Here is a 23,410-nt window from a genome sequence, read left to right as displayed (position 1 = left end):
TAAACTGAATTTAAATTTTCAATTCAAAAAGCTTGGTTAATTAGATTGAATCAAACTATTAATTCAATTTATATACTACTTTATTGAAATTTACTCTTTTGGCTCTGCCGGTACACCTAATACTAAATCATCTGCTTCAACATCCTTAGTAACTACTGGTCCTGCTCCAGTAATAGCTCTATCTCCTATTCTCAGTGGAGCTACCAAAGTTGAATCACTACCAATAAATACATCATCTCCAATAACGGTTCGATATTTTTGTTGACCATCATAATTAGCAGTAATAGTTCCAGCTCCAATATTAGTATTCTGTCCAATTAAAGCATCACCAATATAGCTTAGATGAGGAACTTTAGTACCTTTAGCTATTTCTGACTTCTTAACTTCAACAAAATCGCCTACTTTCACTTCAGAAGCAAGTTTGGTTCCAGGACGCAAGTAAGCATACGGGCCAACCTTACTTCTATCTCCAACTTGACTACCAATAATAGTTGAACTATTAATTTCAACTTGATTACCAATAATTGAATCATTGATTCTAGTTTGAGGACCTATAACTACTTCGCTACCCACTTCTGTTTTCCCTTCTAAAAAAGCAAAAGGATAAATAATACTATCTTGTCCAATTTTGACTTCATCACCTATATAAGTATTGGCAGGATCAATAATAGTAACTCCATTTTCCAAATGGTAATTACAGATTCTCTGCCTTAAAATCTGCTCAGCTTCTGCTAGGTGCTTACGAGTATTGACTCCAATCGTTTGTTGGGTATCTGAAATAGATAAAGCACCAACTGAATAACCTTGAGCAACTAAAATTTCAGGAACATCTGTCAAGTAATATTCACCTTGAGCATTATCAGTATCTAATTTTGCTAAGGCATCCCATAGCAGCTCACTTTCAAAACAACAGATACCTGTATTGATCTCATTAATCTTTGCTTCCTCAACAGTAGCATCCTTCTCTTCCACAATCTTTGTCACATAATCTGATTGATCACGAATAATTCTACCATACCCAGTTGGATCATCTACTTTAGTTGTCAAGATTGTCGCAGCAGCTTCTTCAGTTTTGTGCTTCTTAATTAACTGCTGTAAAGTTTCGCTGGTTAACAAGGGAGTATCTCCATATAAGACCAATACAACCCCTGCGAAATCAGCTAAATCATCTTTAGCCTGCATAACAGCATGACCAGTTCCTAATTGCTGCTCCTGCTTGACGAATTGAATCTCACCACCTGTTTCAGCTTTAACTTGTTCAGCCTTATAACCAACTATCACTAAATTATGTAACGGTTCTAACCGACTAGCAGTATCAACAACATGCTGGACCATACTATTACCTGCTACTTGATGTAGTACCTTAGGCAGGCTGGACTTCATTCTGGTACCTTTCCCTGCTGCTAAGGTGATCGTTGCTAAATTAGCCATTAACGCTTCCTCCTTAAATGAATAAATTGGAAATCAATCAAATCCCTAACCTCACTCTGCACAACCTTATTTATCTCCAACTTTGAGTCAATCTGAGGTATCTTTCCAGTCATAAAATATTCTCGTGCATAAATAGGGTAAATAGCATCCTTCAACCCATAATTAACAAAGTCATCTAAATTCTGATAAGCATTAATTAAACCAACTGTATCATCGGAAAATATCTCTTCAATAATCCGATCTAAACTTGCTCCTCCAATAATATTAGAAACATGGCTTCTTCTGACCATCTTCATTGTGTCGTCATAGTTATGTAAGGGGTTTATTTTAGTGCCATATACCTTCTCTAGCACCGTAATATCACAATTAAAATTATGCCCCACAAAGATATCTGGTTCAACCTCTCTAATTATCTCCTTTACAACTTCAATACCCTCAACAGCAGATATTGCTGGAGCTAAATCAGAATTGGTAAATAGAATTCCTAGCTTCCATCCGTAACTAGATTTAATAGCATATTGAATCGAGTCCAAGTCACTCCATAAATATTCAGTATCAACACACATTACAGTCTCAGCTTCAGGGTTATTACTTAAAGCAGTACTGAATTCAGGAGTCATTAAACGTTGATAAGTTTGATCTAATCTTTTTAGCTGAGATAAAATTTTAGAATTTGGATTTTTAATCTTTAATGCTCGAGAAACTTGCTTTATTGAAGCCTGTTTGAATTCATCTTCTGTAGGAAAGGCTTTCAACATCCGCTTTAATCTCTTACCTCTCCCTAAAATAATGGCTAATTTGTGTTCATAGAGTTCAGCTTGATACAATTCATCAGTATCTAAATAGATCTTCATAATTGTCCCTTCTCTATTAAAAATATAAAAGAAACAATGGAGTAATTACCCCATTGTTATTGACAAAATAAGAGCTTGCATCAGCTAATAAATTATAATTGCTGATTAATCATAGGTATTATAACAAAGTGCCTATGCCCTGTCAAGTTTATTGTTCCTGAAGAAAGATAAATTTATTCCAAAACTCCCTTAATTATTGGTCAGAACATAACCAGGTAAATTTGATAGCTGCTTTCCACCTTTGAGCACCAAGCTTCCATTGACTACTAAGTGTTCAACTCCTACCGCATAGCGATGGGGGTCACTATAAGTAGCACAATCTTTAATTCTTTTCAGATCAAAAACAACTAAATCAGCAAAATAATCTGGCTTGATCAGGCCGCGTTGTAAACCTAGTTTCTTTGCTGGTAAATAAGTCATCTTCTTAATTGCTCTCTCTAAAGAGATAAGAGCAGAGCTAACATATCTATCAATCACCCTCGGAAAACTACCATAAGTACGTGGATGACAATGGCTATTAGCTAGGATTGTATCTTTAACTCTAGAGATAGCATCAGTTCCTACCATACTAAAATCTGCTTGTAAAACCTGCCTCAAGTCAGCTTCAGACACAGAAAATTTGATCATACTGGTGGACAGGTTCTCTGTAATTAATAATTCTATAGCTACTTCTGCTGGTTGTTGATTCAGTTTTTTGGCGACTTCATCCATGTTTAAACCTTCATAATCTTTATGCTTTTTAGCTTCAGCAATTATTATCTGCTCCCAACCATCCTGCCTACTTCGTTCCTGGTTTAAATAGTTAAGAATCTGCTGCTGATTCTCTTTTATCCTAGCAATCACTTCCTCTTTTTGACCACCAAAGACCCACTCTGGTAGCAGAGCACTCAGACCTGTTGAAGTTGCTAAATAAGGATAAAAATCACAACTAACATCTAATCCTCTCTCTCTAGCTTGAGTAATTAACTGTAAAGTCTGATTGACTTTCCCCCAATTTTGCTGACCAATTGCTTTATGATGAGAAATTTGAACTTTAACATTAGCTTGCTGAGCAATAATAATTGCTTCTTCTACAGCTGCAACTAACTGATCCCCCTCACTCCTCAGATGAGTAGTATAAATCCCATCATAATTAGCAACTACTTTAGCTAAAGCGATCAACTCTTCTGTTGAGGCATAGCTAGAGGGAGGATAAATCAAACCGGTCGATAACCCATAAGCACCTTCTTCTAAGGCCTGGGCCAACATAACCTTCATCCGCTCTAACTCTATATCTGTTGCTTCCCGCTTTTGATAACCAACAACTGTCTGGCGTAATAACCCATGCCCAATTAAGGTAACTAGATTTATAGCTGATTTATTCTGACGTAAAATCTCAAAATAATCTTGAGTAGTCTTCCACTTTAAGGGTAATTGATAATCAGCTAGGCGTTCTTTAACCTTAGTTACCATCCTTCCAGAAAGAGGAGTTATCGAAGAACCACAATTTCCTGTGACTTCTGTAGTTATCCCTTGATAAATCTTACTGCTGGCTGATGGATTGACCAAGATTGATAATTCACCATGGGAATGAATGTCAATAAACCCAGGTGCTACAATTAAATTTTCGGCATCGATATATTTAGCAGCAGTATCATCAAATTTACCTATATCAACAATTTTATCCTGCTTGATAGCAATATCGGCCTGATACCTTGGTTGACCAGTTCCATCTACCACCACACCATCTTTTATCACTAAGTCAAATATATTACCACCTCATTAGATAAGAAAACTTCATAAACCACCATTTCACTAGCCAGTGTTTTTATGAAGCCTTCTATTCTGGTAGTATATCCTTATGCTTTTCTAATTAAAAATAAAACCCTACTCTTCTTCTTTTTTTTCTTGTTCCTTCTTTCTTTGATCCAATAACTCCATTAATTGGGCTCTGTTAGAAACAGGATATAATGAAGTCAACCCTCGCTGCCCTTGACTAAATTTAGTCAAGGGACGACTATTATAAATAGGAGTAGCTTCTTTTTCAACCTTTTTTTCTGTTTTCTTTTCTTTTTCTGTAACTGTTCCTAATTTTTCCTTAACCCCTGCTATATTCAATCCTATATCTAATAATTCTTTAATTTCATTTAATCTCTCTATATCATCTTGAGAATAAATTCTTTGATTTCCTTCAGTCCGTGCAGGCTTAATCAAATCAGATTCTTCATAATAACGAATCTGTCTACCAGTTAACCCAGTCATCTCTTTTACAACACCAATAGAATATAAAGGAGTACTCGAATCTACATCAGCCATAATTATTTATTCCTCCTTAATTTAAATTATTCTAAACCCAAGACCCAATCACTCGGCTTAACAACTATCTTTTCTTGCTGCTGATCTATCTCTTCTAGTACAACTAAAGAAGTATAGTCTTCAACCAATTTATCTTGAGGAGTAATAGTTTCAACTAATACTCCCATACCCAAAACATCAGCTTTAAACTCCTCCATCAAATCTAGCATCCCCTTAGCTGTTCCACCAGCTTTCATAAAGTCATCAATAATAATCACTCTAGAACCTTCTGGTAAAGCTTTTCTAGCTAAAGACATCGTCTTTATCTTCCTAGAAGAGCCAGTTAAATAATTGATACTGACTGCTGAACCCTCCGTAACCATACTATCTTTTCTGATATTAACTAATGGTAAATTTAAAGCCCTAGCAACCATTAAAGCAATTGGAATCCCTTTGGTCTCAATAGTAATTACATATTCAGCCTCTAATTCAGCAAATTTGGTTATGAAAATTTTCCCAACATCATTCATTAAACTGGGATTAAAGATGAGATCTGTCATATAAAGATACCCACCTGGTAAAATCCGTTCTGGATCGGAAAGTTGATTACATAACTCATTAACTACATCTTTTATATCATTAATCCCTTTATTAGGAATAAATCTAACTCCTCCTGCTGCACCAGGAATTGTTTCTATTTCACCCATCTTCTCTGCCGCAAAAACCCTTCTAACTATTGCTAAATCTTCACTGATAGTTGACTTTGCTGCATCAAAGCGTTCAGTAAAATAGTTTAAAGAGAGTAATTTATACGGATCCTCAACTAAAATTTTGGTTACAGCTACAATTCTTTCACTTCGCCGCATCTTCATTCTGAAATAATGACACTCCTTCCGAACGTTCTATTTTAAATAAAAGTTAATCTTCATTTTATCATTGATTACTTCCTTTGTAAATACTTCAGTTAATATTTGAACTCAAATCCTGGTAAAAATCTCGAGCCAAGACTAAATGCTCAGGGCGATCAATGTCAAATCCAATTTCTGGATAATCAGCTATTACTGCTTTACCTTGATAGCCTATTAATTTAGCAACCTCTTCTTCAATTAATTCTATCGAGAGCCTTCCCGTCAATAGTTTAACAATAAACTTAAAGCCTAATAAATAGGCTAACTTCCAAGGTTTCTTTCGCCAAGTCAAAATCTTAGCTAACAACTTTTCTAGCCTCAAAAGGATTGGCCCATTTACTAAAAAGATATTACCTCCTGTAAATCTCCCTTCCATTAACTTGAAATAAGTTCTGGTATTATCAGAAAAGAAGATTTGACTAGATTCTTGAGGAATAATTGGGTAATAAAAGGCTGCTTGATCGGCTTCACATTGGGCTAAAAAGGACTCAATTGCCTCTACTGTAATTAGTGGAATATCTGAGCTTAAAACTAAACTATAAGGCTTATCTGTCTGTCTTAATCCCAACTTAATATTCTCTAATAGTGTATTCTGATTAGTTGTAAATAGTTCTACATTATCTCCTAATTCTACGTTACCTTGGGCCAACTCAACAGGCCCCACTAAAATTATTCTATCTATCAATTCTACTTGTTGTAATGTGTTGACTACATAATCAACCATCGGTCGCTCATTAACCCTAATTAATGCTTCATAATTTTCTTTACTTACCTCAGCTAACTCCCCATTATTAACAGCTCCTGCTAACACAATAGCATCTAGCCCCATCATACTTCCTCCTTAATTAAATTGAATAGCCTGGTTTACTGTTTTAGCTACCATAATTTTATAATCAGCATTCAATTCTTCTTCTAATTCAGCCTTAGCTTGCTCTGCCCGCTCTTGCTCTGCCACAAATCCTAAAACTGTAGGTCCACTACCTGCCATCAAGGCTTTATCAGCCAACTGTTCCATTTTACTCTTTAATTTTGCAACTTCAGGATGGATATCTAACGTAACAGTCTCCAATACATTCGTTAAATTATCAATTATTAGATCAGTTTCCCCCACTCTTAATCCCGCTATAACTTTTGCCGTTTGAGGATGGCGTGTCACCTGATTTAATTTGAAATTCTGATAAATCATACCTGTAGAGACTTCCAAAGGTGGATTAACAATTACTAAATAAAGCTCTAAACTGGATGCTAGCTTCTCTAATTCAGTACCGATTCCAGTCGCTAATTGGGTACCTCCTTCTAAACAAAAAGGTACATCAGCTCCTAGCTTGGCCCCTCTGAGTATTAAGTCAGCCATCGATAAATCCAAGTCCCATAACCGATTAATAGCTACTAAGGTAGCAGCAGCATTAGTACTTCCTCCAGCTAAACCAGCTGCTACGGGAATCTGCTTATCAACCTTAACTTTAATCCCCCCACTCAAATCAAATTCGGTAAACAGCATCTGAGCAGCTTGATAGATCAAATTATCCTGATTAGTAGGTACTTGGGGATGATTTACCTCAATCTCAATTCCCTCTTTCACTTTCGTAAATCTTAATCGATCAGCTAGATCAACCGATTGCATAATCATCTCTACCTCATGATAACCATCTTCCCTTTTAGCTAAGACATCTAATGTTAAATTTATTTTAGCGTTAGCAGTTAGATCTAATTTGTTGGACATCTTCTTCACCTCTTGACTATATTGTTCTTATATTTATAATATTTAACCATTAAAAATTAAATTCCTGCCCTAGCATGATCAATTTACAATTCACAATTTACAATTGACAATTAAACCCTTAAAACCAAGCTACTTTAAGGCTTTTATAATTATAAATTGTACATTCTGTCAATTATCCATTGATCTGATGTCAATTGATCTAAAATAACGTAGTTGGCTCCATACTCTTGTTAATCCTCTTTTTTAATCCAGCTCGGAGCATAAAACTGGGTAATCCATAACTATAACCTGCAGCTATTGCAAATAGAGCTGACATTATCTTATTATCTGTAAAACCTTGATTAGCTATAATAGGTAATTCATCTTCTCCATCAAATAAAACTAAATTTCTATCTGTTAAATAAACTACTGGCTTAGCTTGAGCAATTCTTCTTTGAATAATCAAATTATCGGACTCTAAACTACAAAATAATAAATCTTGCCCTTCTAACTCCTCAATCAACCTGACTAACTGACTATCGTCAGCATTTAAAATGATCGTTCCTGCTTCTTTAACTTCTGTCAGCAACAAAGAATCGACCGTTAAATCTTCTGTTATTCCATTGATTAGTACAAGATCACTTGCTTGATAGATTAAACCATTCTGCTCAATCTCAGTTAGAGTCCTTGAAAAGACTGCTACTTCAACCTCTCGATCACTCAATATTCTCTTCACTCCCAAACTAAAGCTCGCTACATCTTTATTTTGCTTTAACTTGCTAGCTTCAATTCCTGACTCCTGTAAAATTGTAGTTAGAAAATCAATAGTCAAGTCCTGCTTATCCTGTTCTAGTATTGAAAAGATCGGAATCTGATCAGGGACCAACAAATCTATAATCTCCTGCCCAATTCGCTCACTATCTTGAATATAATCACTTAAGTCAATCTTAGAAGTAGGTTTGACTTCTATAATAACTGGCTCCATTTTTTCTGTTATTAGCAAGCCGATCTCAGCTATCTGCATTCCTAAAAAATCAGTTACCTTAATAGCTAAATCTCTATCTTGTAATGGAACCTTGGTTAGATCTATTCTTTTAGTATCATCTTCAGCTAAATCAGATTCTTTTTTGATCCCTGCTACCACTTTAGAATTGATTACTAATAAATTATAATATCTATCTCTAATCTGTTCCTCGAATAGTTCCTTAGAATCTGTTTTAAATTGTTGATGAACTGGAAATCCATGTTGCCTTAATAAATTTTCTACTCTGACTTTACCACCAATTAAACTTTCAGCTAAATAAGAGTTCCCTTCCGTAATCAACCCCTGGGTCAACTTTGCATACCTACCATATCCTAACTGAAAGAGGTTTTCTCCTCTGTCTAACTCCAACACTGGAACATCATTTTTATCTGCTGCTTTAATTATTACCTTACTGGCAAAATCCATCTTGCCTCCCTCCTTCCAAAAGTATTTTATCCAAAATTTAGAAATGTATTCTAGCATTTTAACCTTTCTTATTCCACTTGAATATAAATATAGTAGTCTAAATTTAAAATTGAGTAGCCACTAATCTACACAAATTAACACTGATAAAAGATTAATAATTAATATGAAAATCTAGATTTTATTAATAAAATTATCTGCTGATAACATTGCTTTTAAAGTCTAAAAACAAAGGTTTTTGTTTTTAAGTTTTTTAACTGTTAATTATCAATTGTAAATTGTCAATTGATTTTTAGAAAGGAGGGATTTGATGGCAAAAATTCTAATCATCTTAAACGAACGTAAGTTATATCTGCTTCAAGACAATCAGGTTACTAATAGTTTCCCTGTTGCAATTGGTAAACCAGCTACCCCGACTCCTCCAGGTAACTACAGAATCATTAACAAAATTAAAAATCCTTCTAATCCTGCCTTAGGAACTCGCTGGATGCAATTTACCACTCGGATGCATGGCATTCATGGTACCAATAACCCAGCTTCAATTGGTACAGCTGCTTCTTTAGGCTGTGTTAGAATGTATAATCATGATGCAGAGTACCTCTATAGCCAAGTAAAAGTTGGTACTCCAATTGAAATCAAACAACAGCAAACAAGAAATCCAGATAATCCAGATAACAACTTGACCTACTACACTGTTCAACCAGGTGATAGTCTATATCAGATTGCTAAAAAGTTCAATACAACTGTCCAAGAACTTGTTCGATTGAATAATCTTAGTAATCAGGATTTAATCTATCCGGGCCAAAGACTCAAAATCCCAAATTAATTTAACAATTATAACCCCCAAGTCTAAAGTGTAATTAATATCAGTTATTGTTTTCACCAATTACTAATTACTATAATAGAAAAACTAATTAAAGAAAATAATAAACTAGAGGTGAGCAAAGATGAAACAAAAAGAGATTTCAATTATTCCACTCGGTGGAAGAGAAGAAATCGGAAATAATATGATCTTAGTTGAATACAATGATCAAATTCTGGTCTTAGATTGTGGGGTTATGTTTCCTACCAAGCAAACACCAGGGGTAGATTTAATAATCCCTAATATGTCATATCTAATTGAAAATCAAGAACGGGCCAAGGCTGCATTGATCAGTCATGCTCATGAAGACCATATCGGCTCGATTCCTTTCTTACTACAGGAGATTGATCTACCAATCTATGGAACCAAATTCACTACCAAGATGATCGAAAAGAAACTAAAGGATAACCATGTTGACAAAACCGATCAGTTACAGACTATCAAACCAGGTCACACAATAGATTTAGATCCCTTTCAAATTGAATTTATCACGCTAACTCACAACATTCCAGGGGCAGCAGCTATCAGTATTAAAACACCACTAGGAACTATTCTTTATACGGGAGATTTTAAATTTGATCATAGTCCAATCAATGAAACAACCGACTTTAATAGTCTAACTAAGCTAGGTGCAGAAGGTGTTCTAGCTTTATTGTCAGATAGTACCAATGCGGAACAACAAGGTTATTCACTGTCAGAAAAAGCTGTCCAAGAGACTATTAACGACATCTTCTCTACAGTAAAGGGTCGCATTTTAATCAGTACTTTCTCTTCACAGCTCGACCGTATCCAACAGATTATTGATGCAGCCACCCAAACTGGACGGAAAATTGCCCTCTTGGGGCGGAGTATGCACGAAAATACTAAACTAGCTGTAAAATTAGATTACCTTGATCTACCAGAGAAACAACTGATCAATAGTCGAGAGAGCAGTAACTTTGCTGATGATGAACTTGTCCTATTGATGACCGGTAGTCAGGGTGAACCAATGGCTGCTTTAAGTAGGGTTGCTCGTAAGGAACATAAGCAGGTAAAGATCAAGCCTGGTGATACTGTAATCTTATCTGCTACTCCAATCCCAGGTAATGAAATAGCAGTCGGTAGTACAATCAATCAACTCTTTGCCCAAGGGGCCAAGGTGATTTATGGTAGAGACTTAAGCCTTCATGCTTCAGGACATGCTTACCAAGAAGAGTTAAAGATGATGCTTGATCTGATCAGACCTGAATATTTTATTCCTGTCCATGGCGAATATCGCCATCTCTATCATCATGCTCTGTTGGCCCAAGAAGTCGGTATCCCTAATGACCAGATCTTTATTACTAAGAATGGCTCTAGGTTAAATATCAACTCTGAAGAAGCCTATTTTTCTTCGGATTCTGTCCCTGCTGATAGAGTCTATATTGAAGGAGGAGGAGTTGGTGATCTAGATCAAAAATTATTGACTGAGCGTAATAATCTAGCAGAAAATGGATTAATGATCATAGCTTTATCCATCTCTGAACAATCAGGTGAGCTATTGCTCGATCCTAAGATTACTACTAAAGGGTTTAATTATTACCAGAATTCCAAAAAGTTTTTGACTGAAGTTAAGTCTCAATTAAAAAAGATTTTTAAGAAAGCATACCAAGAGGATAAAACCCATCTCGCTACCTTAAAAAAGAAGGTTAGAGAGTTTTTGAGTGCTTATGTTTATCAACAGACCAAACGCTCTCCGATAATCTTGCCGCTGATTATGAAGGTACCAAGCACCAATTGATATTAAGTGTCACTTTGCCACTTAATATCAGTTGACAGTGAACAGTTGACGGTTGACAGTTAAGAACATTAACATCTTAAAATCAAAAAGTATATAAACTTGTAGGCATAGAACTTTTCAGGAACTTTTTTTAGTTTTGAATTTTAACTGTAAACTGTAAACCGTAAACTGTCAACTCAATATTGTGGCACAAAAGTGCCACAATATTGTAATACAGCTACAAAAAAAATAAATCAAGCAAGGGAGATCTTTGATCTCCTCTACTTGATTCTTAGCATTACTCTCTATTTTTAACTAAATCTTAACCCAACGGTGGCTTTGGCGGTTCTTTAGGATCATCAATGATACACTTTGGAATGACTAGCTTTTGACCTACCTGCAGTTGATCAGGATTCACAATATCATTGGCATCAACAATCGCAGCTATTGTCGTTCTATAACGCTTAGCTATCTTATATAAGGTATCTCCAGGTTGAACTACATAAACAACTCGGGATGGTCTATCACAAACAGGTTCATCCACAACTGGAGAAACGACTACTATATCGGTTACAATCGTAAGTTGTCTGAAGTTAGTTACTTTAGCAAATTTAAGCAAGGTAGCAGTCAACTCTACTGTTCTAGGCCCTAAACGAGCAGCTCTAACTCGCTTAAGTCTAACATCAACATAACTGGACATTCCAACTTCGGCTCCAGGTATACCAACAAAATTAGTAAAGTCGAAATCATCCTTGAAGAAATGAACAGGTTGGTCCTCTAAATCTGCTACATACAAGACCTTCCCTTGAATTATTGCTTCAATAGCAACTCCTCCATCTTCTACTCGACCGGTTGGATCACGTAGCTGAGCATTTGCTTCTAGAACCCGTTCTATATCGGGCTTACCATTTGGAACAATCAGTTGCTCAGTAACTGTATCGGTAACTGTATCTTCTCCAACTACTTCTTCTACCCTAAGTAACTCCTCTTCTATTTCTACCTTATCACTTAAGACATCCGTTATAACCTTAATCTGTCGTGGTTCAGTTACCTTAACAAAGATTTCAATCAAAGCTTCTACTTCTACTACAGTACCTTCATTCCGTAACCTAAAATCAAAACGCTTCAAAATAACATCCACAAAGGCCGACATATCAGGGCTGACACCAGGTAGATCAACAACTTCAGAAAACTCAATTACTCCCTCAGCAAAGTGAACCGATTGATCTTCTTCTGTGGAAACATAGACAATACCACCTTCAAAGGTTCCGTCGATAATAACCCCGTCTTCAGTTATATCAACTTCAACTTCATCTACTAAATCGACATCAACTTTTAATACTCTCTCCACCGACGGTTTCTCAGGGGGAACATCAATCGTTCCTCTGACAATTATCTGTTCTAGCTCTTCAGCAATCACATTTTCTATTCGTAATAATTCCCTCTCAATTAACTCTTCCTTAATCCCCTTCACATCAGTAATAATAGTAATCTGGCGATAATCAGTCACCTTAGCAAACTTTCTAATTACAACAGTAACCTCTACTGTTCGTTCATCAACAAAATCATAACTGGCTCGAATAATATTAGCATCACCGAAAGCAGCCATTCCCTCTTCTGCTTCTGGAATATCTATAAAATTAGTAAATTCAATAGTTCCCTCAAAATAATGGACGGGCTGCTGAGGATCCTCTTCAGGAACATCTGCAACATAAATTACCCCTACATCAATTACCCCTTCTAAAATAACTCCTCCATCTTCTGCTTCTGTTGTAACAGTTCTGAGCGAAGTATCAACTTCTAAAATTCGCTCTATATCTGGTTTCTGATCAACAGGGATCTGTACCTCCCTGGTAATTGACTCTCTAACTGTATCTTCACCAATTACATATTCTACCCTGACCATTTCCTCTTTAAAATTAATTGCCATTATCTTCCTCCTTTCTGTTAGCTAACTAGTCTAGCTTTCATATATAATATATGCAACCAAATTTAAAATGTGCACAACTTTCTTTTTACAATTATTGGATAATCATTTTCCTACTCTTTGCATAAGTATATTATATAAGACTTAGTCTAAAGTTAAGTCTTAGTTTAAGTAATCCATTTAAAAACAGCCAGAATAAAAATTAGTGTTTTAATTGTGCATTGTCCATTGTGAATAATCAAAAAAGGAGGGAGTTTAATGCCATCGAATTATCCTGATCATATCTTACCTTATCCTTTAGTCCAATATATCCCTTTGACAGTACGAACCAGAGAATTTAATACAGGTTGGGCCAATAATTATAGACATCGATTATTTATTTTTGATAATCAGCAGCAAGCTCAAAAAAAATTAAACATGTATAATATCAGTTATCCTAAAGGCTTAAAATTTACCAATCAACTACTTTTATTATTTCTTAATGGTAGGGTTAAGGAAATATTTTACCGTGCTTACCATGCCCAAACAATTATTGAGCTGAATGAAGATAGCTATCACTTATTTACTATCCCTAAACAATACTTTTATAAAGACACTATCATCTTTAACCTCTTTTTAGCAGAAGGTACAAAAGTATTAAATGAAAGATATCAATTGAGCTAAATAGCTCAATTGATATCTCAATCTTATCCTAGATAAATCTCAGGGTTAGTATTAATCTCATCTCTACCTAATTCTTGATTGCCTAATGTAATTACGCCTTCTACTGTATCTTCAGTAAACTGTCCACTTTGAACTAATTTCTCAATATTAAATAAAGCAATAACCTCTTCTTGCTCCTTGTTATCTAGCTTTGAAGCAGAAACTCCTACCCCAGATACTGGTGCTCCCTTTTTAGAAACTCCAAAGAATTTTAGCTCATCTGCTTCCAAGTCATAATTATCGATTTTAACCGATAGATAGCCTGGAATCTGTTCTCTACTCATCTCAAATAAATAACCACATTCAATATCACTTTTATTACTAACAGTTAAGTTTCTTGGAGCTACTGAATTACTTTTTTTCAAGACCTTCATTATAACCCTCCTTAATCTATTAACCTTTATAATAATATTATTCTTTTAACTGAGGTAAAGTTAAACCTTTTGTGATTTTTTTACTTTCACTATATTCCTTTCTTCTTACTAGTCATTTTATGCAATTATCAAACTTGATATAATTATAATTTTGAAAAATTTAAAATATTAAAAGCTTCACTACTATTGATAACGAAGCTTTTGCTTCAATCATCTAACTTTTTAAATTTTAAACAAGATCTGGTGGGCCCGGAGGGTCAGAAAAAGGTATATTGGCAGCCCAGTAACCTGACATTCACTTCCCCCTTTCTAAATAAATATCTTTGACTATAGTAATATACAAAATATTTATTCTAGTCATTAAACCCACAATTCTTTTTAAATTAATACATAATATGTTAAATATTTCTTTTATGTGACAAACAAAAACCTAGAGGTACAATTCCTCTAGGTTTAAAAGCATTAACCGCTAAATTGGCAGGCCGGAAGTTGAAATTCTCCTTTAATCTTAATCAACTTCACATTAGGACATTCTGTTTCTGGCCCTTCTATCACTTCTGTCTCAGTTACATCTATTTTACCTTCAACATCCAGTGGATCGAAGCCAGCACAAGGATCATCCTTACATTCATCATCATCAACAACAGCACCTACAATATTATTTACGCAAACAGTATCAGTACAACAGATTGAAACCTGCTCATCTGCTTGACGTTCAGCTGGAACAGTAGGATTGATAATCCTACCACCTTTATCTCCTTCAACTGCATCTGAAATACTGATAATATATTCAATACAACCTACTATCTTGACTATGAATACATCTACATCAAGTGTGATTGATTTATCATTGACCTTAACTGTACATCCAACTGTATCCTTTTCTAAACAGCAAGTTAATTTATCTTCAACATTGAAAGCAAACTCATAATTTCTTCCATCATTTACCTCAACTATATCAAAATTTGCTGGCACCTCAATAAAGCAACAGAATTCAACTGTATCATCTATTGGAATCTCATTATTATTTGAACAGTCGTTATTTTGGGCGAGCAACCCCTCCTTAGCTATCTTTTCAATCTCTTCTTCATTCATTCCAGTTTCATCTACCATCTTGTCACCTCCTCTTTTAACTTAAATAATCACTTAATAATACAAACTCACAAATTTGGTCAACCTACTCTTTTCTAATAACATAAGTTAGTGATAAAATATTATTCAAGCTTATCTACTAACTAATATATTATGTTATAGAAAAAGAATCGTGACTCCCTTCAACTGCCTACTTTAACAGTCTCCAACAATTAAGTTACCATCATGATCTACCAGACCACTATCATGGGCCAACTCTTCTGGCTCGCCTTCCTTAGGCGTAATCTCCATTCTAAATTGATCTGCATCTGGCCCTTCTCCTCCATCTATAACTTCAAATCTAAATTCTACTTCACCAACAATATCATCTTCTCCAGGGATAGACTTAGTTGCTTGACCTTGACCAGTAATTACAATTTCATTAGGTTTGTGTGGTTTTGGCTTTTTTCTAAATGGATCAGGACACTCAATCTCAAACGTTTCTGGAAAAGTTTCTAATCTTAATCGAGTTCCCGCACGGGTAACTAAATAACTTAAGGAGCTATCTTCAATAACCCCACAGTCGGGACATACCCCTGGCGTTAGTAGCGGCACAGCTCTTCCTCCAAAGAATAGATCATCTTCATTAGTTACTTCTCCACTACCACCACCTCTTAAACTACATTCACATTCTCGATCAGGTGGAGGTGGTACATCATTAAATTGATGGGTTGGAAGTTGAAATTCCCCTTTAATCTTAATCAACTTCACATTAGGACATTCTGTTTCTGGCCCTTCTATCACTTCTGTCTCAGTCACATCTATTTTACCTTCAACATCCAGTGGATTAAAACCAGCACAAGGGTCATCATTACATTCATCATCACGAACAACAGCACCTACAATATTATTTACACAAACAGTATCAGTACAACAGATTGAAACCTCCTCATCTGCTTGACGTTCAGCTGGAACAGTAGGGTTGATAATCCTACCACCTTTATCCCCTTCAACTGCATCGGAAATACTGATAATATATTCAATACAACCTACTATCTTGACTATGAATACATCTACACCAAGTGTGATTGTTTTACAATTAACCTTAACTGTACATTCAACTGTATCCTTTTCTAAACAGCAAGTTAATTTGTCTTCAACATTGAAAGCAAATTCATAATTTCTTCCATCATTTATCTCAACTATATCAAAATTTGCTGGTACCTCGATAAAGCAACAAAATTCAACTGTATCATCTATTGGAATCTCATTATTATTTGAACAGTCGTTATTTTGGGCGAGCAACCCCTCCTTAGCTATCTTTTCAATCTCTTGTTTACTTATTCCACTTTCATCTACCATCTTGTCACCTCCTTTCTTAATTTTTTGATTATGATTCTTTAAATCAATCTTTTGTGATATAGGAACACCTTTATCTATTTCAGTTTTATTTTCTTTGACATCACCTCCTTCCATAGGACTTTGATTGGGGTAATTATGTAAATTTATAAAAAATTGATTATATACAATCTGATCATTCTTTATAGAATCAGTATCCACTTCTGTTCTAACTTGTTCTTTATTGCCAACAATCATTTCTTCTAAAAATTCTTTTAATTCTATTAAATCTTCCTGTTCTAGATTAAATAATTGGTTAATAATATTGAACAGGTTTATAAGATTCATCAACCTACTCCTTTCTAATGGAGATAAGTCAGTAAACAAAACATTATTTAAATTTGTTTGCTATTTATAATATGTTATTAAAGAAGATTTGTGATTCTCTTTTAGTCTACAGCAAATATTTAAAGGGAGCTTAGGCTCTTCTGCCTAAACCCCTTTTAACTCAATACCAAATATATTTTCAAATTAAAAGTAATTAAATAATTCTATGGTACATCTATTGTCTGAGACTCACCTAGAGCTAGACTAGGAAAAGTGGCAATTACTCCTAATACATCATCAACTATCTCTATATCGGTCAATGTTACATTACCTATATTAGTTACTATAAATCTAAATATCGGATCAACATCTGGTGGTAAGGTTGGCCCTGGAGGTGTATCTGCCTCAATAAATGTCTCTCCACCATCAACTGAAACTAGTTTTTGAATTTGAATAGCTGGTTCTACTTCAACTACACCAACGTAATGAGCTGGGTCATCATCGGTTACGGTGATATCCTCATAATCACCTGTTACTGTTGCAAGATTGCTTTGTTGACCTTCAGCCCAGGTACCTGTTACATGAACTGTAATCGATTCCCCTGGTTCTAATGTTGTTATTGGAATCGTAATCGGGCCTAGCACACTATCCGTTAATGTGACATTTTCTAGTGGCACATCTCCTATATTTCTTACAAAATATCTAAAGACTGGGTCTATTCCTTCTGGGATAGTTGGCCCTGGTGGAGTATCTGCATCTAAGAATGTTGTACCTCCGTCTGGTGATACAAACTTTTCTACGTCTATTACTGGATCTCCTACAACTTCTGGACATAGTGCACAGCGAACAAATCTAACATTATCAAAATCTATAAAAGGACTAATAAACTGACTGCAGCCTTGTGCATTATCAAAGTTTATTTCAGTATAATTATCTTGTTCATCACGATCCGTACCTACCGTTGGTATATCCTCGCCAATATATTGGCCTTCGTCCACTGGAGCAGGAAAATCATCGTCTGTTTCTGCATCTCCAATCGTATTAAGATCCCAAAATCCTACACCATTTATCACTAAATTATTTGCATCAAATACTTGATCTGAACTCCCATCAGGACTACCACCGAACTCTTCTTCTGGATGGGCCTTAACAAAGATTACGCTTAAGTCATCGGGACATTCTAGTCCTTCTCCAACCATAATAGAAGAGTTGCTCATGTTCATATTAGCTTCTCCACGTATGCGGAAAATAACTAGCTTCTCTTCCTCATCCGGATCACTATTCTTAATAATCCAATCAGAGTTATTAACCTCAAAATCTGTTCCATCATATTGGATATCGATTACGACAAATCCATCATCATTAATATCCATACCTGCTACATCATATACAAGCTTTCCTCCAGCAACTGTAGCAATAGAATTACGATTGATTACATCACGGGGATTTGCTGGATCTCCAGAATTGAAAAAGGCATCTCTCGGTAAATTTCTTATAAACTCTCTCCATTCGCGCAAATCATTAATTAACTGGGTATGATCGAATGGAGCCACCCAGCCTCTAGCTGGATCTGGTGAAGCATCTGACATTAAAACGCCTGATAAAGAATTTTCATCAAAATAATAAGAATTCTCTACATCATCTGCAGCTTCTTCCCATGTGGTAGCAAATCCTATATCTGCAAATACATTTATATCTTGGAGTGAATAAGTGCCTGTTGAACTAGTTACTGCGACATTACCAGTCCAATCCACGCCGCGAAAGAGCAAATTAGCATCGGGGAGGAAATGTGCTTCTTCATTAGAGTCCCACAGCCACCGATTTAGATTAGGATTTGTCGGTTCGCTTGGGTCAGGAAAAAACACACTACGAAGATTAGGACTAGATGGTGATGGATATGGTGGAGTAATGCTTGGGGTTATTGGTGATACAAAAGGATCTCCTGGATTTCCACCTGACAAAGTCTGACGGTTAGCTCCAATCTCTTGACTACTGCCGATGGTCACAGCTTCTCCTGCCTCTGATGGTCTCATCCCAATAATTAGCCATCTCATAATCTCTTCTACGGAAGGTCTAGTCATTGTACATTCACCTCCTCATTATTATTCTCTTCAACTACTTCAACATTATAATAAGCAGTAGCAGTATCTGTAACAGCTATATTATTAAAAAAACCTGTAGCAGTAACTGTATTAGTTTGCACTTCAATTGGTGGCTCAGGTGGTACTGGTGGCAAATCTTCTAAAAAATCCAAGACATCTTCTAGCTTAAACTGTAATAACATCTGCTTTTTAATTGGCATTCTCAACATTTTCATAACAGCTTCTTGCTGTTCAATTGCATCTTCAGGGTCAATATCTCCATCTTCCATCATCTGAGCTATTGCCTGTATCTTTTCACCTTCGGCATTCAAAATATGGGCCAACGCTGTCTCTTCTAATGCTATTGATTCTAATAAATCGATTAATGCTTCTTCCTGGGTTCTTTCTGGTATTTCCGGTGCCGACATTTAACATTCCTCCTTTCTAAAATATAATTTAAGACTCAACAACAACCATCAATCACAAATTCATTATACATATAATCTAAATGCTATTTTTTCACCCCACTTTATTCATTTCTACTTTATTATATCCCTTTTGTAAAAAATGTTAACAAGCTTCCAATATCATTATAATTTATTAAAGGGGCTTCTTAGCCCCTTTAATAATCTTTAAAGTATAATTTTCTTAATCGTTATCATTATCGTTATCATTATCGTTATTAAACTCTAACTCTTCTTTAAAATCTAAAACATCCTCTAACTTAAACTGTAATAACATCTGCTTTTTAATTGGCATTCTTAACATTCTCATGACAGCCTCTTGCTGTTCAATTGCATCTTCAGGATCAATATCTCCATCTTCCATCATTTGAGCTATTGCCTGAATCTTTTCTCCTTCAGCATTCAAAATATGGGCCAACGCTGTCTCTTCCAATGCAATTGATTCTAATAAATCAGTTAATGCCTCTTCCTGAGTTCTATCTGGTATTTCAGGTGCTGACATCTTGAAATCCTCCTTTTTCTTGAATTTGATATATAATATGTTTCAATTGGTTTTTTGTTACAAGTAAACATTTTAATTCTATTTCTAAATACTAAAAACCCCCTATTCTAAAAGAATAGGAGGCTATGTATTAGCTATTATCTAGTTCTAACTTTTCTTTAAACTCTAATACATCTTCTAACTTAAATTGCAATAACATCTGCTTTTTAATTGGAGTTCTCATCACTTTTGCTACACTCTTTTGAAGTTCAATTGCCTGAACTGGCCCTACAGTTCCATCTTCCATCATCCCAGCTATCGCTTGCACCTTTTCTGCTTCTGCATTCATAAAATGGGCCAATGCAGTCTCTTCTAATGCTATTGACTCCAATAAATCGGTTAAAGCTTCCTCCTGAGTTCTATCTGGTATTACTGGCTCTGACATCTCTACCCTCTCCCCTTTTTAAGTATTAAGCCTCAAATAAAATTAAAGCTCTATTTATTGATTCCATATATACTATGGTAAAAGATAGTTAAGCGTTACAACAATAAAAATCATCCTTTTCAGGATGATTTTGTAATCAATCATTCTATTTTTAATAGTCATAATCCTCTTAAAACTTGTCTTCACAGTCAGTCTTCTTCAGCTTACCACAATCATTCTTCAACTTATCTTTACTATCTTTCTTAAATTCTAAAATATCTTCTAGCTTAAATTGCAATAACATCTCTTTTTTTATAATATTCTTCATCACCTTAGAGATGCTCTTTTGAAATTCAATCATCTCTTGAGCAGTAACATTACAGTCCTTAGCAATCTTTTGAGCCTTTTCAGCCTCAGCATTTATCAGATGGGCCAACGCCGCCTCTTCTAATGCAACCGACTCCAATAGATCTATCAAAGCACCCTCTTGATCCCTTTTCGGTATTTTGGGCATTGACATTCTTTCTCGCCTCCATAAAGGATAATAATCTCTCTAAATTTGCTCTAAACAACTTTGCACCTCTTCTAGCAGAGACTGTAATAAATTCTTCAATCTCTTTCCATTCTTAATAATTGACTCAGTAACCTTTTGAAAATCTAAAGACTCTTCCTTGGAAAAATAATCGTTATGAATCAATTTCTTACTCTCTTTAAGTTCAACACTTAAAAAATTATCTAACACTGCTTCCAAGAAAACAATTGCTTCTATCAAATCCAGTACTCTATCTAATTCAATACTGCTTAAAGCAATTATATTATCATAATCACATCTTTTTTTTTACCCTTAAAACTACTCCCTGTTAATATTTCTTCTACTTTACACTGTAATAAAATCTGTAGCTTTACACTATCCTTCATAATAGCTAATACTTCATGTTGAAAGTTAATCATATCCTGAGGGGAAGATAATTCTTTCTCAGAGATTCTTTGAATTTTTTCCGTTTGAGAGTTAAAAAAATAGGCTAAAGAGCTTTCTTCAAGAGAAATTGACTCTAACCTCTCATTTAGTAGCTTTATTTCATCTTCTGTTGATATTTTAAAATCTGACATTATTCTTCCCCCTCTTGCATTAAACATATAGCAAGTATATCTAATTTTAATCTATTAACTCTTTATATAATTATGGAAAGCTACTAGCAGATATTACTTTTTTAAAACAACTAAATCTAGAACTAGTACTAACTCGTAGGAACAAAATCCCCAGTTGTGAATATAAATATATTAGAACAAAGTGAAAGGAGGTCTTTAGATTGGAAGATTTTAACGAAAAGGATAAGTTATATGAGTTAGTCACCATCGAAGAAGATCTGAAATGCTTACCATCCAATGCTGTTTGTAAAGAGATAATCAAAGAAAAAAGCCTAGTCATCCCCAAAGCAAAACCTGATATAGAACAATTAGCTAAAATACTGATCAGACCAAGTATTAGCTCCCATAAAATAATCAAGACCCCTCAAGGCCCTAAAGTAATAATCAAAGGCAAGATAACACAAAAGATATTTTACGTAGCTAATAAACCAGAACAGACAGTCCATGCTGCCAAATTTACTTTCCCTTTTTGTACTTTTATTAGATTACCCAAAAGAGTTAAAATTGAAGATATCAAAATCAAAATAGAAGATGTGATCGTCCAATTGACCACTAAAAGAAAAATTAATAAATGTGTTCTACTCTTCCTTGCTGTTATCCCTAAAAAGAGATGTTCTTCACCTTGTTGAGGAAAAATTTCACAGTCAAAGGAGGAGACTCTTCTTCTCCTTTACTAGTTTAATCTATTCTTCAAAATCAGTATAAAACTTCTCCGCTTTATTTATCTTCACTCCACTAGCCTGATTTTGATAGTCAAAACCTTGTGCTTGCTCATCTTCAACTTCCTCTGGATCATCTTCTAATTGCTTCTCTACTTGCTCAAAAGAAAATTGGTTTTGATAGTCATCATCAGTATAAGATTGCTTTTGCTGCTTTATCCTAGAACCCCCTCCTTGACTAATATCCTGATAACATTTAAAAGAATCGACCTTCCTCTTAATTGAAGCTATCTCTTCTATTTTAATATAAATCAACAGATTCTTATCAATTAAAGTAATAAATTCATCTGCTATATCACATAATACTCCCTTTAATTGACAGCAATCACCTCCTGTCATTACATTGACTACTAAAAACTCTCCTCTCTTCTCTTCAAGTCTTCTTTTTAAATTAATTAAATCTTTATCTTTTGGTTTTTTACATCTTTCTACTCTTGAGCTTGATTCTAACTCTTCAGCTTGAGAATTAACCTTAGTTTCATCTATAGTTTGAGCTTGATTCCTCTCTTCTTCCTTTCTTTTCTTTAATTTCTCTAATTGGATTACTAAAAAATCAATTAGTTCCTGTTCAGTCTCACTTAGAGAATTATCAACTTCATAATCACTGAGATTGTTCAATAAAAAATCTATCTCTTCTATAGTAAAACTGGAATTATTTATTGTCGAATTGGCAAATTGTGAAGAATCTAATACTTCCTCACTATACTCTTCCATGGTCATCCCCCTTTTTTTATAACTAATAACCTTAGTTAGAACAGTCACCATGACCTTGGTGTCTTTTAACTCCTTCAATTGGCCTTTTTATAGCTACGATAGCATCAAGAAAGATTTCAGTCTTTAAGTTATTATTAAGCAGTACCAAGAAATCTTTCTCAACACTACATACAATCCCTTTATGTTCACAACAGTTGGCCCCTGATTTAATTATAATCACAGTAAATTGACCTATTTGTCTTTTTATCTGCTCCTTAAAAGTAATTTTAGAATGATACCCCACTATTTCAACCCCCTGATCACTTCTCAATTTTTGAGCTTCTATTAAAATTTAATCTACTACTAAATAAAATATTACAAAATTGCTTTATCTCAAATTAAAAATTGAGCTAACTCCTAATAGAATTAGCTCAAATGGAATTA

At 34.8% G+C, this 23,410-nt stretch carries 25 protein-coding genes; 4 read left to right on the top strand and 21 right to left on the bottom strand.

All coding sequences use genetic code 11. The annotated features are described in order from the left end of the window. Positions 1-90 precede the first annotated feature (90 nt). The 8 genes from glmU to MWH25_RS03165 all read right to left on the bottom strand — a co-directional run bounded on the left by glmU (position 91) and on the right by MWH25_RS03165 (position 8,619). A complete protein-coding gene (gene glmU, locus MWH25_RS03200; protein WP_248625729.1) occupies positions 91-1,431 on the bottom strand; it encodes a bifunctional UDP-N-acetylglucosamine diphosphorylase/glucosamine-1-phosphate N-acetyltransferase GlmU in 1,341 nt (446 codons plus the stop codon). Beyond that, on the bottom strand, positions 1,431-2,285 hold the full coding sequence (locus tag MWH25_RS03195) for a hypothetical protein (RefSeq protein WP_248625727.1): 855 nt from the start codon (positions 2,283-2,285) through the stop codon (positions 1,431-1,433). Before MWH25_RS03195 ends, glmU begins: the two co-directional genes overlap by 1 nt. A gap of 189 nt (positions 2,286-2,474) precedes the next feature. Then, positions 2,475-4,022, bottom strand: coding sequence for an N-acyl-D-amino-acid deacylase family protein (locus tag MWH25_RS03190; protein ID WP_248625725.1), 1,548 nt, complete (start codon positions 4,020-4,022; stop codon positions 2,475-2,477). A 129-nt stretch (positions 4,023-4,151) separates the two neighbouring features. Beyond that, entirely contained in the window at positions 4,152-4,580 is a 429-nt protein-coding gene (locus MWH25_RS03185; protein WP_248625723.1) for a MerR family transcriptional regulator, read from the bottom strand. A 26-nt stretch (positions 4,581-4,606) separates the two neighbouring features. Next, positions 4,607-5,431 (bottom strand): pur operon repressor, encoded by an 825-nt coding sequence (gene purR / locus MWH25_RS03180; protein WP_248625721.1) that lies wholly within the window; start codon positions 5,429-5,431, stop codon positions 4,607-4,609. A gap of 88 nt (positions 5,432-5,519) precedes the next feature. Beyond that, positions 5,520-6,296 (bottom strand): nucleotidyltransferase family protein, encoded by a 777-nt coding sequence (locus tag MWH25_RS03175; protein ID WP_248625719.1) that lies wholly within the window; start codon positions 6,294-6,296, stop codon positions 5,520-5,522. A gap of 12 nt (positions 6,297-6,308) precedes the next feature. Continuing rightward, positions 6,309-7,190 carry a 4-(cytidine 5'-diphospho)-2-C-methyl-D-erythritol kinase gene (ispE, locus tag MWH25_RS03170; protein WP_248625716.1) on the bottom strand — a complete coding sequence of 294 codons (882 nt, stop codon included), beginning with the start codon at positions 7,188-7,190 and terminating at the stop codon, positions 6,309-6,311. A gap of 199 nt (positions 7,191-7,389) precedes the next feature. Then, positions 7,390-8,619 (bottom strand): hypothetical protein, encoded by a 1,230-nt coding sequence (locus MWH25_RS03165; RefSeq protein ID WP_248625714.1) that lies wholly within the window; start codon positions 8,617-8,619, stop codon positions 7,390-7,392. Between the two features lie 307 nt (positions 8,620-8,926). On the opposite strand from MWH25_RS03165, the gene MWH25_RS03160 reads away from it, so the two are divergent. Together MWH25_RS03160 and MWH25_RS03155 are read left to right on the top strand one after the other, a co-directional pair. Further along, entirely contained in the window at positions 8,927-9,442 is a 516-nt protein-coding gene (locus MWH25_RS03160; protein ID WP_248625712.1) for a L,D-transpeptidase family protein, read from the top strand. 121 nt (positions 9,443-9,563) lie between these two features. Further along, a complete protein-coding gene (locus MWH25_RS03155) occupies positions 9,564-11,237 on the top strand; it encodes a ribonuclease J (protein ID WP_248625710.1) in 1,674 nt (557 codons plus the stop codon). Between the two features lie 301 nt (positions 11,238-11,538). Here the strand turns inward: MWH25_RS03155 and MWH25_RS03150 are convergent, their stop codons facing one another. Further along, the gene (locus MWH25_RS03150) at positions 11,539-13,146 is read right to left on the bottom strand and encodes a DUF3794 and LysM peptidoglycan-binding domain-containing protein (protein WP_248625708.1); all 1,608 of its coding nucleotides are present in this window, start codon (positions 13,144-13,146) and stop codon (positions 11,539-11,541) included. 255 nt (positions 13,147-13,401) lie between these two features. Here MWH25_RS03150 and MWH25_RS03145 point away from each other — a divergent pair, with 255 nt between their 5' ends. Beyond that, positions 13,402-13,806 carry a hypothetical protein gene (locus tag MWH25_RS03145; protein ID WP_248625706.1) on the top strand — a complete coding sequence of 135 codons (405 nt, stop codon included), beginning with the start codon at positions 13,402-13,404 and terminating at the stop codon, positions 13,804-13,806. Between the two features lie 23 nt (positions 13,807-13,829). Here MWH25_RS03145 and MWH25_RS03140 read toward each other — a convergent pair whose 3' ends face one another. From MWH25_RS03140 to MWH25_RS03095, 10 genes are all read right to left on the bottom strand, one after another. Beyond that, a complete protein-coding gene (locus tag MWH25_RS03140) occupies positions 13,830-14,219 on the bottom strand; it encodes a hypothetical protein (protein WP_248625704.1) in 390 nt (129 codons plus the stop codon). Positions 14,220-14,681: 462 nt separating this feature from the next. Continuing rightward, positions 14,682-15,332: a hypothetical protein gene (locus tag MWH25_RS03135; protein ID WP_248625702.1), complete on the bottom strand. Its 651-nt coding sequence runs from the start codon at positions 15,330-15,332 to the stop codon at positions 14,682-14,684. A 174-nt stretch (positions 15,333-15,506) separates the two neighbouring features. Continuing rightward, complete coding sequence (locus MWH25_RS03130) at positions 15,507-16,976, bottom strand: hypothetical protein (RefSeq protein ID WP_248625700.1); 1,470 nt, start codon at positions 16,974-16,976, stop codon at positions 15,507-15,509. Between the two features lie 203 nt (positions 16,977-17,179). Then, complete coding sequence (locus MWH25_RS03125) at positions 17,180-19,036, bottom strand: COG1361 family protein (protein WP_248625698.1); 1,857 nt, start codon at positions 19,034-19,036, stop codon at positions 17,180-17,182. Continuing rightward, positions 19,033-19,464 carry an alpha-helical endospore appendage domain-containing protein gene (locus tag MWH25_RS03120; RefSeq protein WP_248625696.1) on the bottom strand — a complete coding sequence of 144 codons (432 nt, stop codon included), beginning with the start codon at positions 19,462-19,464 and terminating at the stop codon, positions 19,033-19,035. The genes MWH25_RS03125 and MWH25_RS03120 overlap by 4 nt, the downstream gene beginning before the upstream one ends. A gap of 220 nt (positions 19,465-19,684) precedes the next feature. Continuing rightward, positions 19,685-20,002 carry an alpha-helical endospore appendage domain-containing protein gene (locus MWH25_RS03115; RefSeq protein WP_248625694.1) on the bottom strand — a complete coding sequence of 106 codons (318 nt, stop codon included), beginning with the start codon at positions 20,000-20,002 and terminating at the stop codon, positions 19,685-19,687. Positions 20,003-20,132: 130 nt separating this feature from the next. Beyond that, the gene (locus MWH25_RS03110) at positions 20,133-20,426 is read right to left on the bottom strand and encodes an alpha-helical endospore appendage domain-containing protein (RefSeq protein WP_248625692.1); all 294 of its coding nucleotides are present in this window, start codon (positions 20,424-20,426) and stop codon (positions 20,133-20,135) included. Between the two features lie 169 nt (positions 20,427-20,595). After that, positions 20,596-20,925, bottom strand: a complete 330-nt coding sequence (locus MWH25_RS03105; protein ID WP_248625689.1) for an alpha-helical endospore appendage domain-containing protein — start codon at positions 20,923-20,925, stop codon at positions 20,596-20,598. Positions 20,926-20,958: 33 nt separating this feature from the next. Beyond that, positions 20,959-21,177, bottom strand: a complete 219-nt coding sequence (locus tag MWH25_RS03100) for a hypothetical protein (protein ID WP_248625687.1) — start codon at positions 21,175-21,177, stop codon at positions 20,959-20,961. A 38-nt stretch (positions 21,178-21,215) separates the two neighbouring features. Beyond that, complete coding sequence (locus tag MWH25_RS03095; RefSeq protein ID WP_248625685.1) at positions 21,216-21,515, bottom strand: alpha-helical endospore appendage domain-containing protein; 300 nt, start codon at positions 21,513-21,515, stop codon at positions 21,216-21,218. A 200-nt stretch (positions 21,516-21,715) separates the two neighbouring features. Here MWH25_RS03095 and MWH25_RS03090 point away from each other — a divergent pair, with 200 nt between their 5' ends. Next, positions 21,716-22,183 carry a DUF3794 domain-containing protein gene (locus MWH25_RS03090; RefSeq protein ID WP_248625684.1) on the top strand — a complete coding sequence of 156 codons (468 nt, stop codon included), beginning with the start codon at positions 21,716-21,718 and terminating at the stop codon, positions 22,181-22,183. Between the two features lie 54 nt (positions 22,184-22,237). Here MWH25_RS03090 and MWH25_RS03085 read toward each other — a convergent pair whose 3' ends face one another. Continuing rightward, positions 22,238-22,987 carry a hypothetical protein gene (locus MWH25_RS03085; protein WP_248625681.1) on the bottom strand — a complete coding sequence of 250 codons (750 nt, stop codon included), beginning with the start codon at positions 22,985-22,987 and terminating at the stop codon, positions 22,238-22,240. A gap of 31 nt (positions 22,988-23,018) precedes the next feature. Beyond that, entirely contained in the window at positions 23,019-23,270 is a 252-nt protein-coding gene (locus MWH25_RS03080) for a hypothetical protein (RefSeq protein WP_248625679.1), read from the bottom strand. Positions 23,271-23,410 lie beyond the last annotated feature (140 nt).

The organism is Natroniella acetigena, from assembly GCF_023227745.1.
Lineage (GTDB): Bacteria > Bacillota > Halanaerobiia > Halobacteroidales > Halobacteroidaceae > Natroniella > Natroniella acetigena.
The sequence above is the reverse complement of the archived record's forward strand: the minus strand, read 5'-3'. Positions and strand labels throughout refer to the sequence as shown.

Coding starts and splice junctions, on each gene's coding strand:
- glmU (WP_248625729.1), bottom strand. CDS start 1,431: ATGGCTAATTTAGCAACGATCACCTTAGCAGCAGGGAAAGGTACCAGA.
- MWH25_RS03095 (WP_248625685.1), bottom strand. CDS start 21,515: ATGTCAGATTTTAAAATATCAACAGAAGATGAAATAAAGCTACTAAAT.
- MWH25_RS03105 (WP_248625689.1), bottom strand. CDS start 20,925: ATGTCAATGCCCAAAATACCGAAAAGGGATCAAGAGGGTGCTTTGATA.
- MWH25_RS03185 (WP_248625723.1), bottom strand. CDS start 4,580: ATGGCTGATGTAGATTCGAGTACTCCTTTATATTCTATTGGTGTTGTA.
- MWH25_RS03130 (WP_248625700.1), bottom strand. CDS start 16,976: ATGAATCTTATAAACCTGTTCAATATTATTAACCAATTATTTAATCTA.
- MWH25_RS03165 (WP_248625714.1), bottom strand. CDS start 8,619: ATGGATTTTGCCAGTAAGGTAATAATTAAAGCAGCAGATAAAAATGAT.
- MWH25_RS03145 (WP_248625706.1), top strand. CDS start 13,402: ATGCCATCGAATTATCCTGATCATATCTTACCTTATCCTTTAGTCCAA.
- MWH25_RS03140 (WP_248625704.1), bottom strand. CDS start 14,219: ATGAAGGTCTTGAAAAAAAGTAATTCAGTAGCTCCAAGAAACTTAACT.
- purR (WP_248625721.1), bottom strand. CDS start 5,431: ATGAAGATGCGGCGAAGTGAAAGAATTGTAGCTGTAACCAAAATTTTA.
- MWH25_RS03135 (WP_248625702.1), bottom strand. CDS start 15,332: ATGGTAGATGAAACTGGAATGAATGAAGAAGAGATTGAAAAGATAGCT.
- MWH25_RS03110 (WP_248625692.1), bottom strand. CDS start 20,426: ATGTCAGAGCCAGTAATACCAGATAGAACTCAGGAGGAAGCTTTAACC.
- MWH25_RS03175 (WP_248625719.1), bottom strand. CDS start 6,296: ATGGGGCTAGATGCTATTGTGTTAGCAGGAGCTGTTAATAATGGGGAG.
- MWH25_RS03085 (WP_248625681.1), bottom strand. CDS start 22,987: ATGGAAGAGTATAGTGAGGAAGTATTAGATTCTTCACAATTTGCCAAT.
- MWH25_RS03155 (WP_248625710.1), top strand. CDS start 9,564: ATGAAACAAAAAGAGATTTCAATTATTCCACTCGGTGGAAGAGAAGAA.
- MWH25_RS03160 (WP_248625712.1), top strand. CDS start 8,927: ATGGCAAAAATTCTAATCATCTTAAACGAACGTAAGTTATATCTGCTT.
- MWH25_RS03125 (WP_248625698.1), bottom strand. CDS start 19,036: ATGACTAGACCTTCCGTAGAAGAGATTATGAGATGGCTAATTATTGGG.
- MWH25_RS03120 (WP_248625696.1), bottom strand. CDS start 19,464: ATGTCGGCACCGGAAATACCAGAAAGAACCCAGGAAGAAGCATTAATC.
- MWH25_RS03150 (WP_248625708.1), bottom strand. CDS start 13,146: ATGGCAATTAATTTTAAAGAGGAAATGGTCAGGGTAGAATATGTAATT.
- MWH25_RS03195 (WP_248625727.1), bottom strand. CDS start 2,285: ATGAAGATCTATTTAGATACTGATGAATTGTATCAAGCTGAACTCTAT.
- MWH25_RS03115 (WP_248625694.1), bottom strand. CDS start 20,002: ATGTCAGCACCTGAAATACCAGATAGAACTCAGGAAGAGGCATTAACT.
- ispE (WP_248625716.1), bottom strand. CDS start 7,190: ATGTCCAACAAATTAGATCTAACTGCTAACGCTAAAATAAATTTAACA.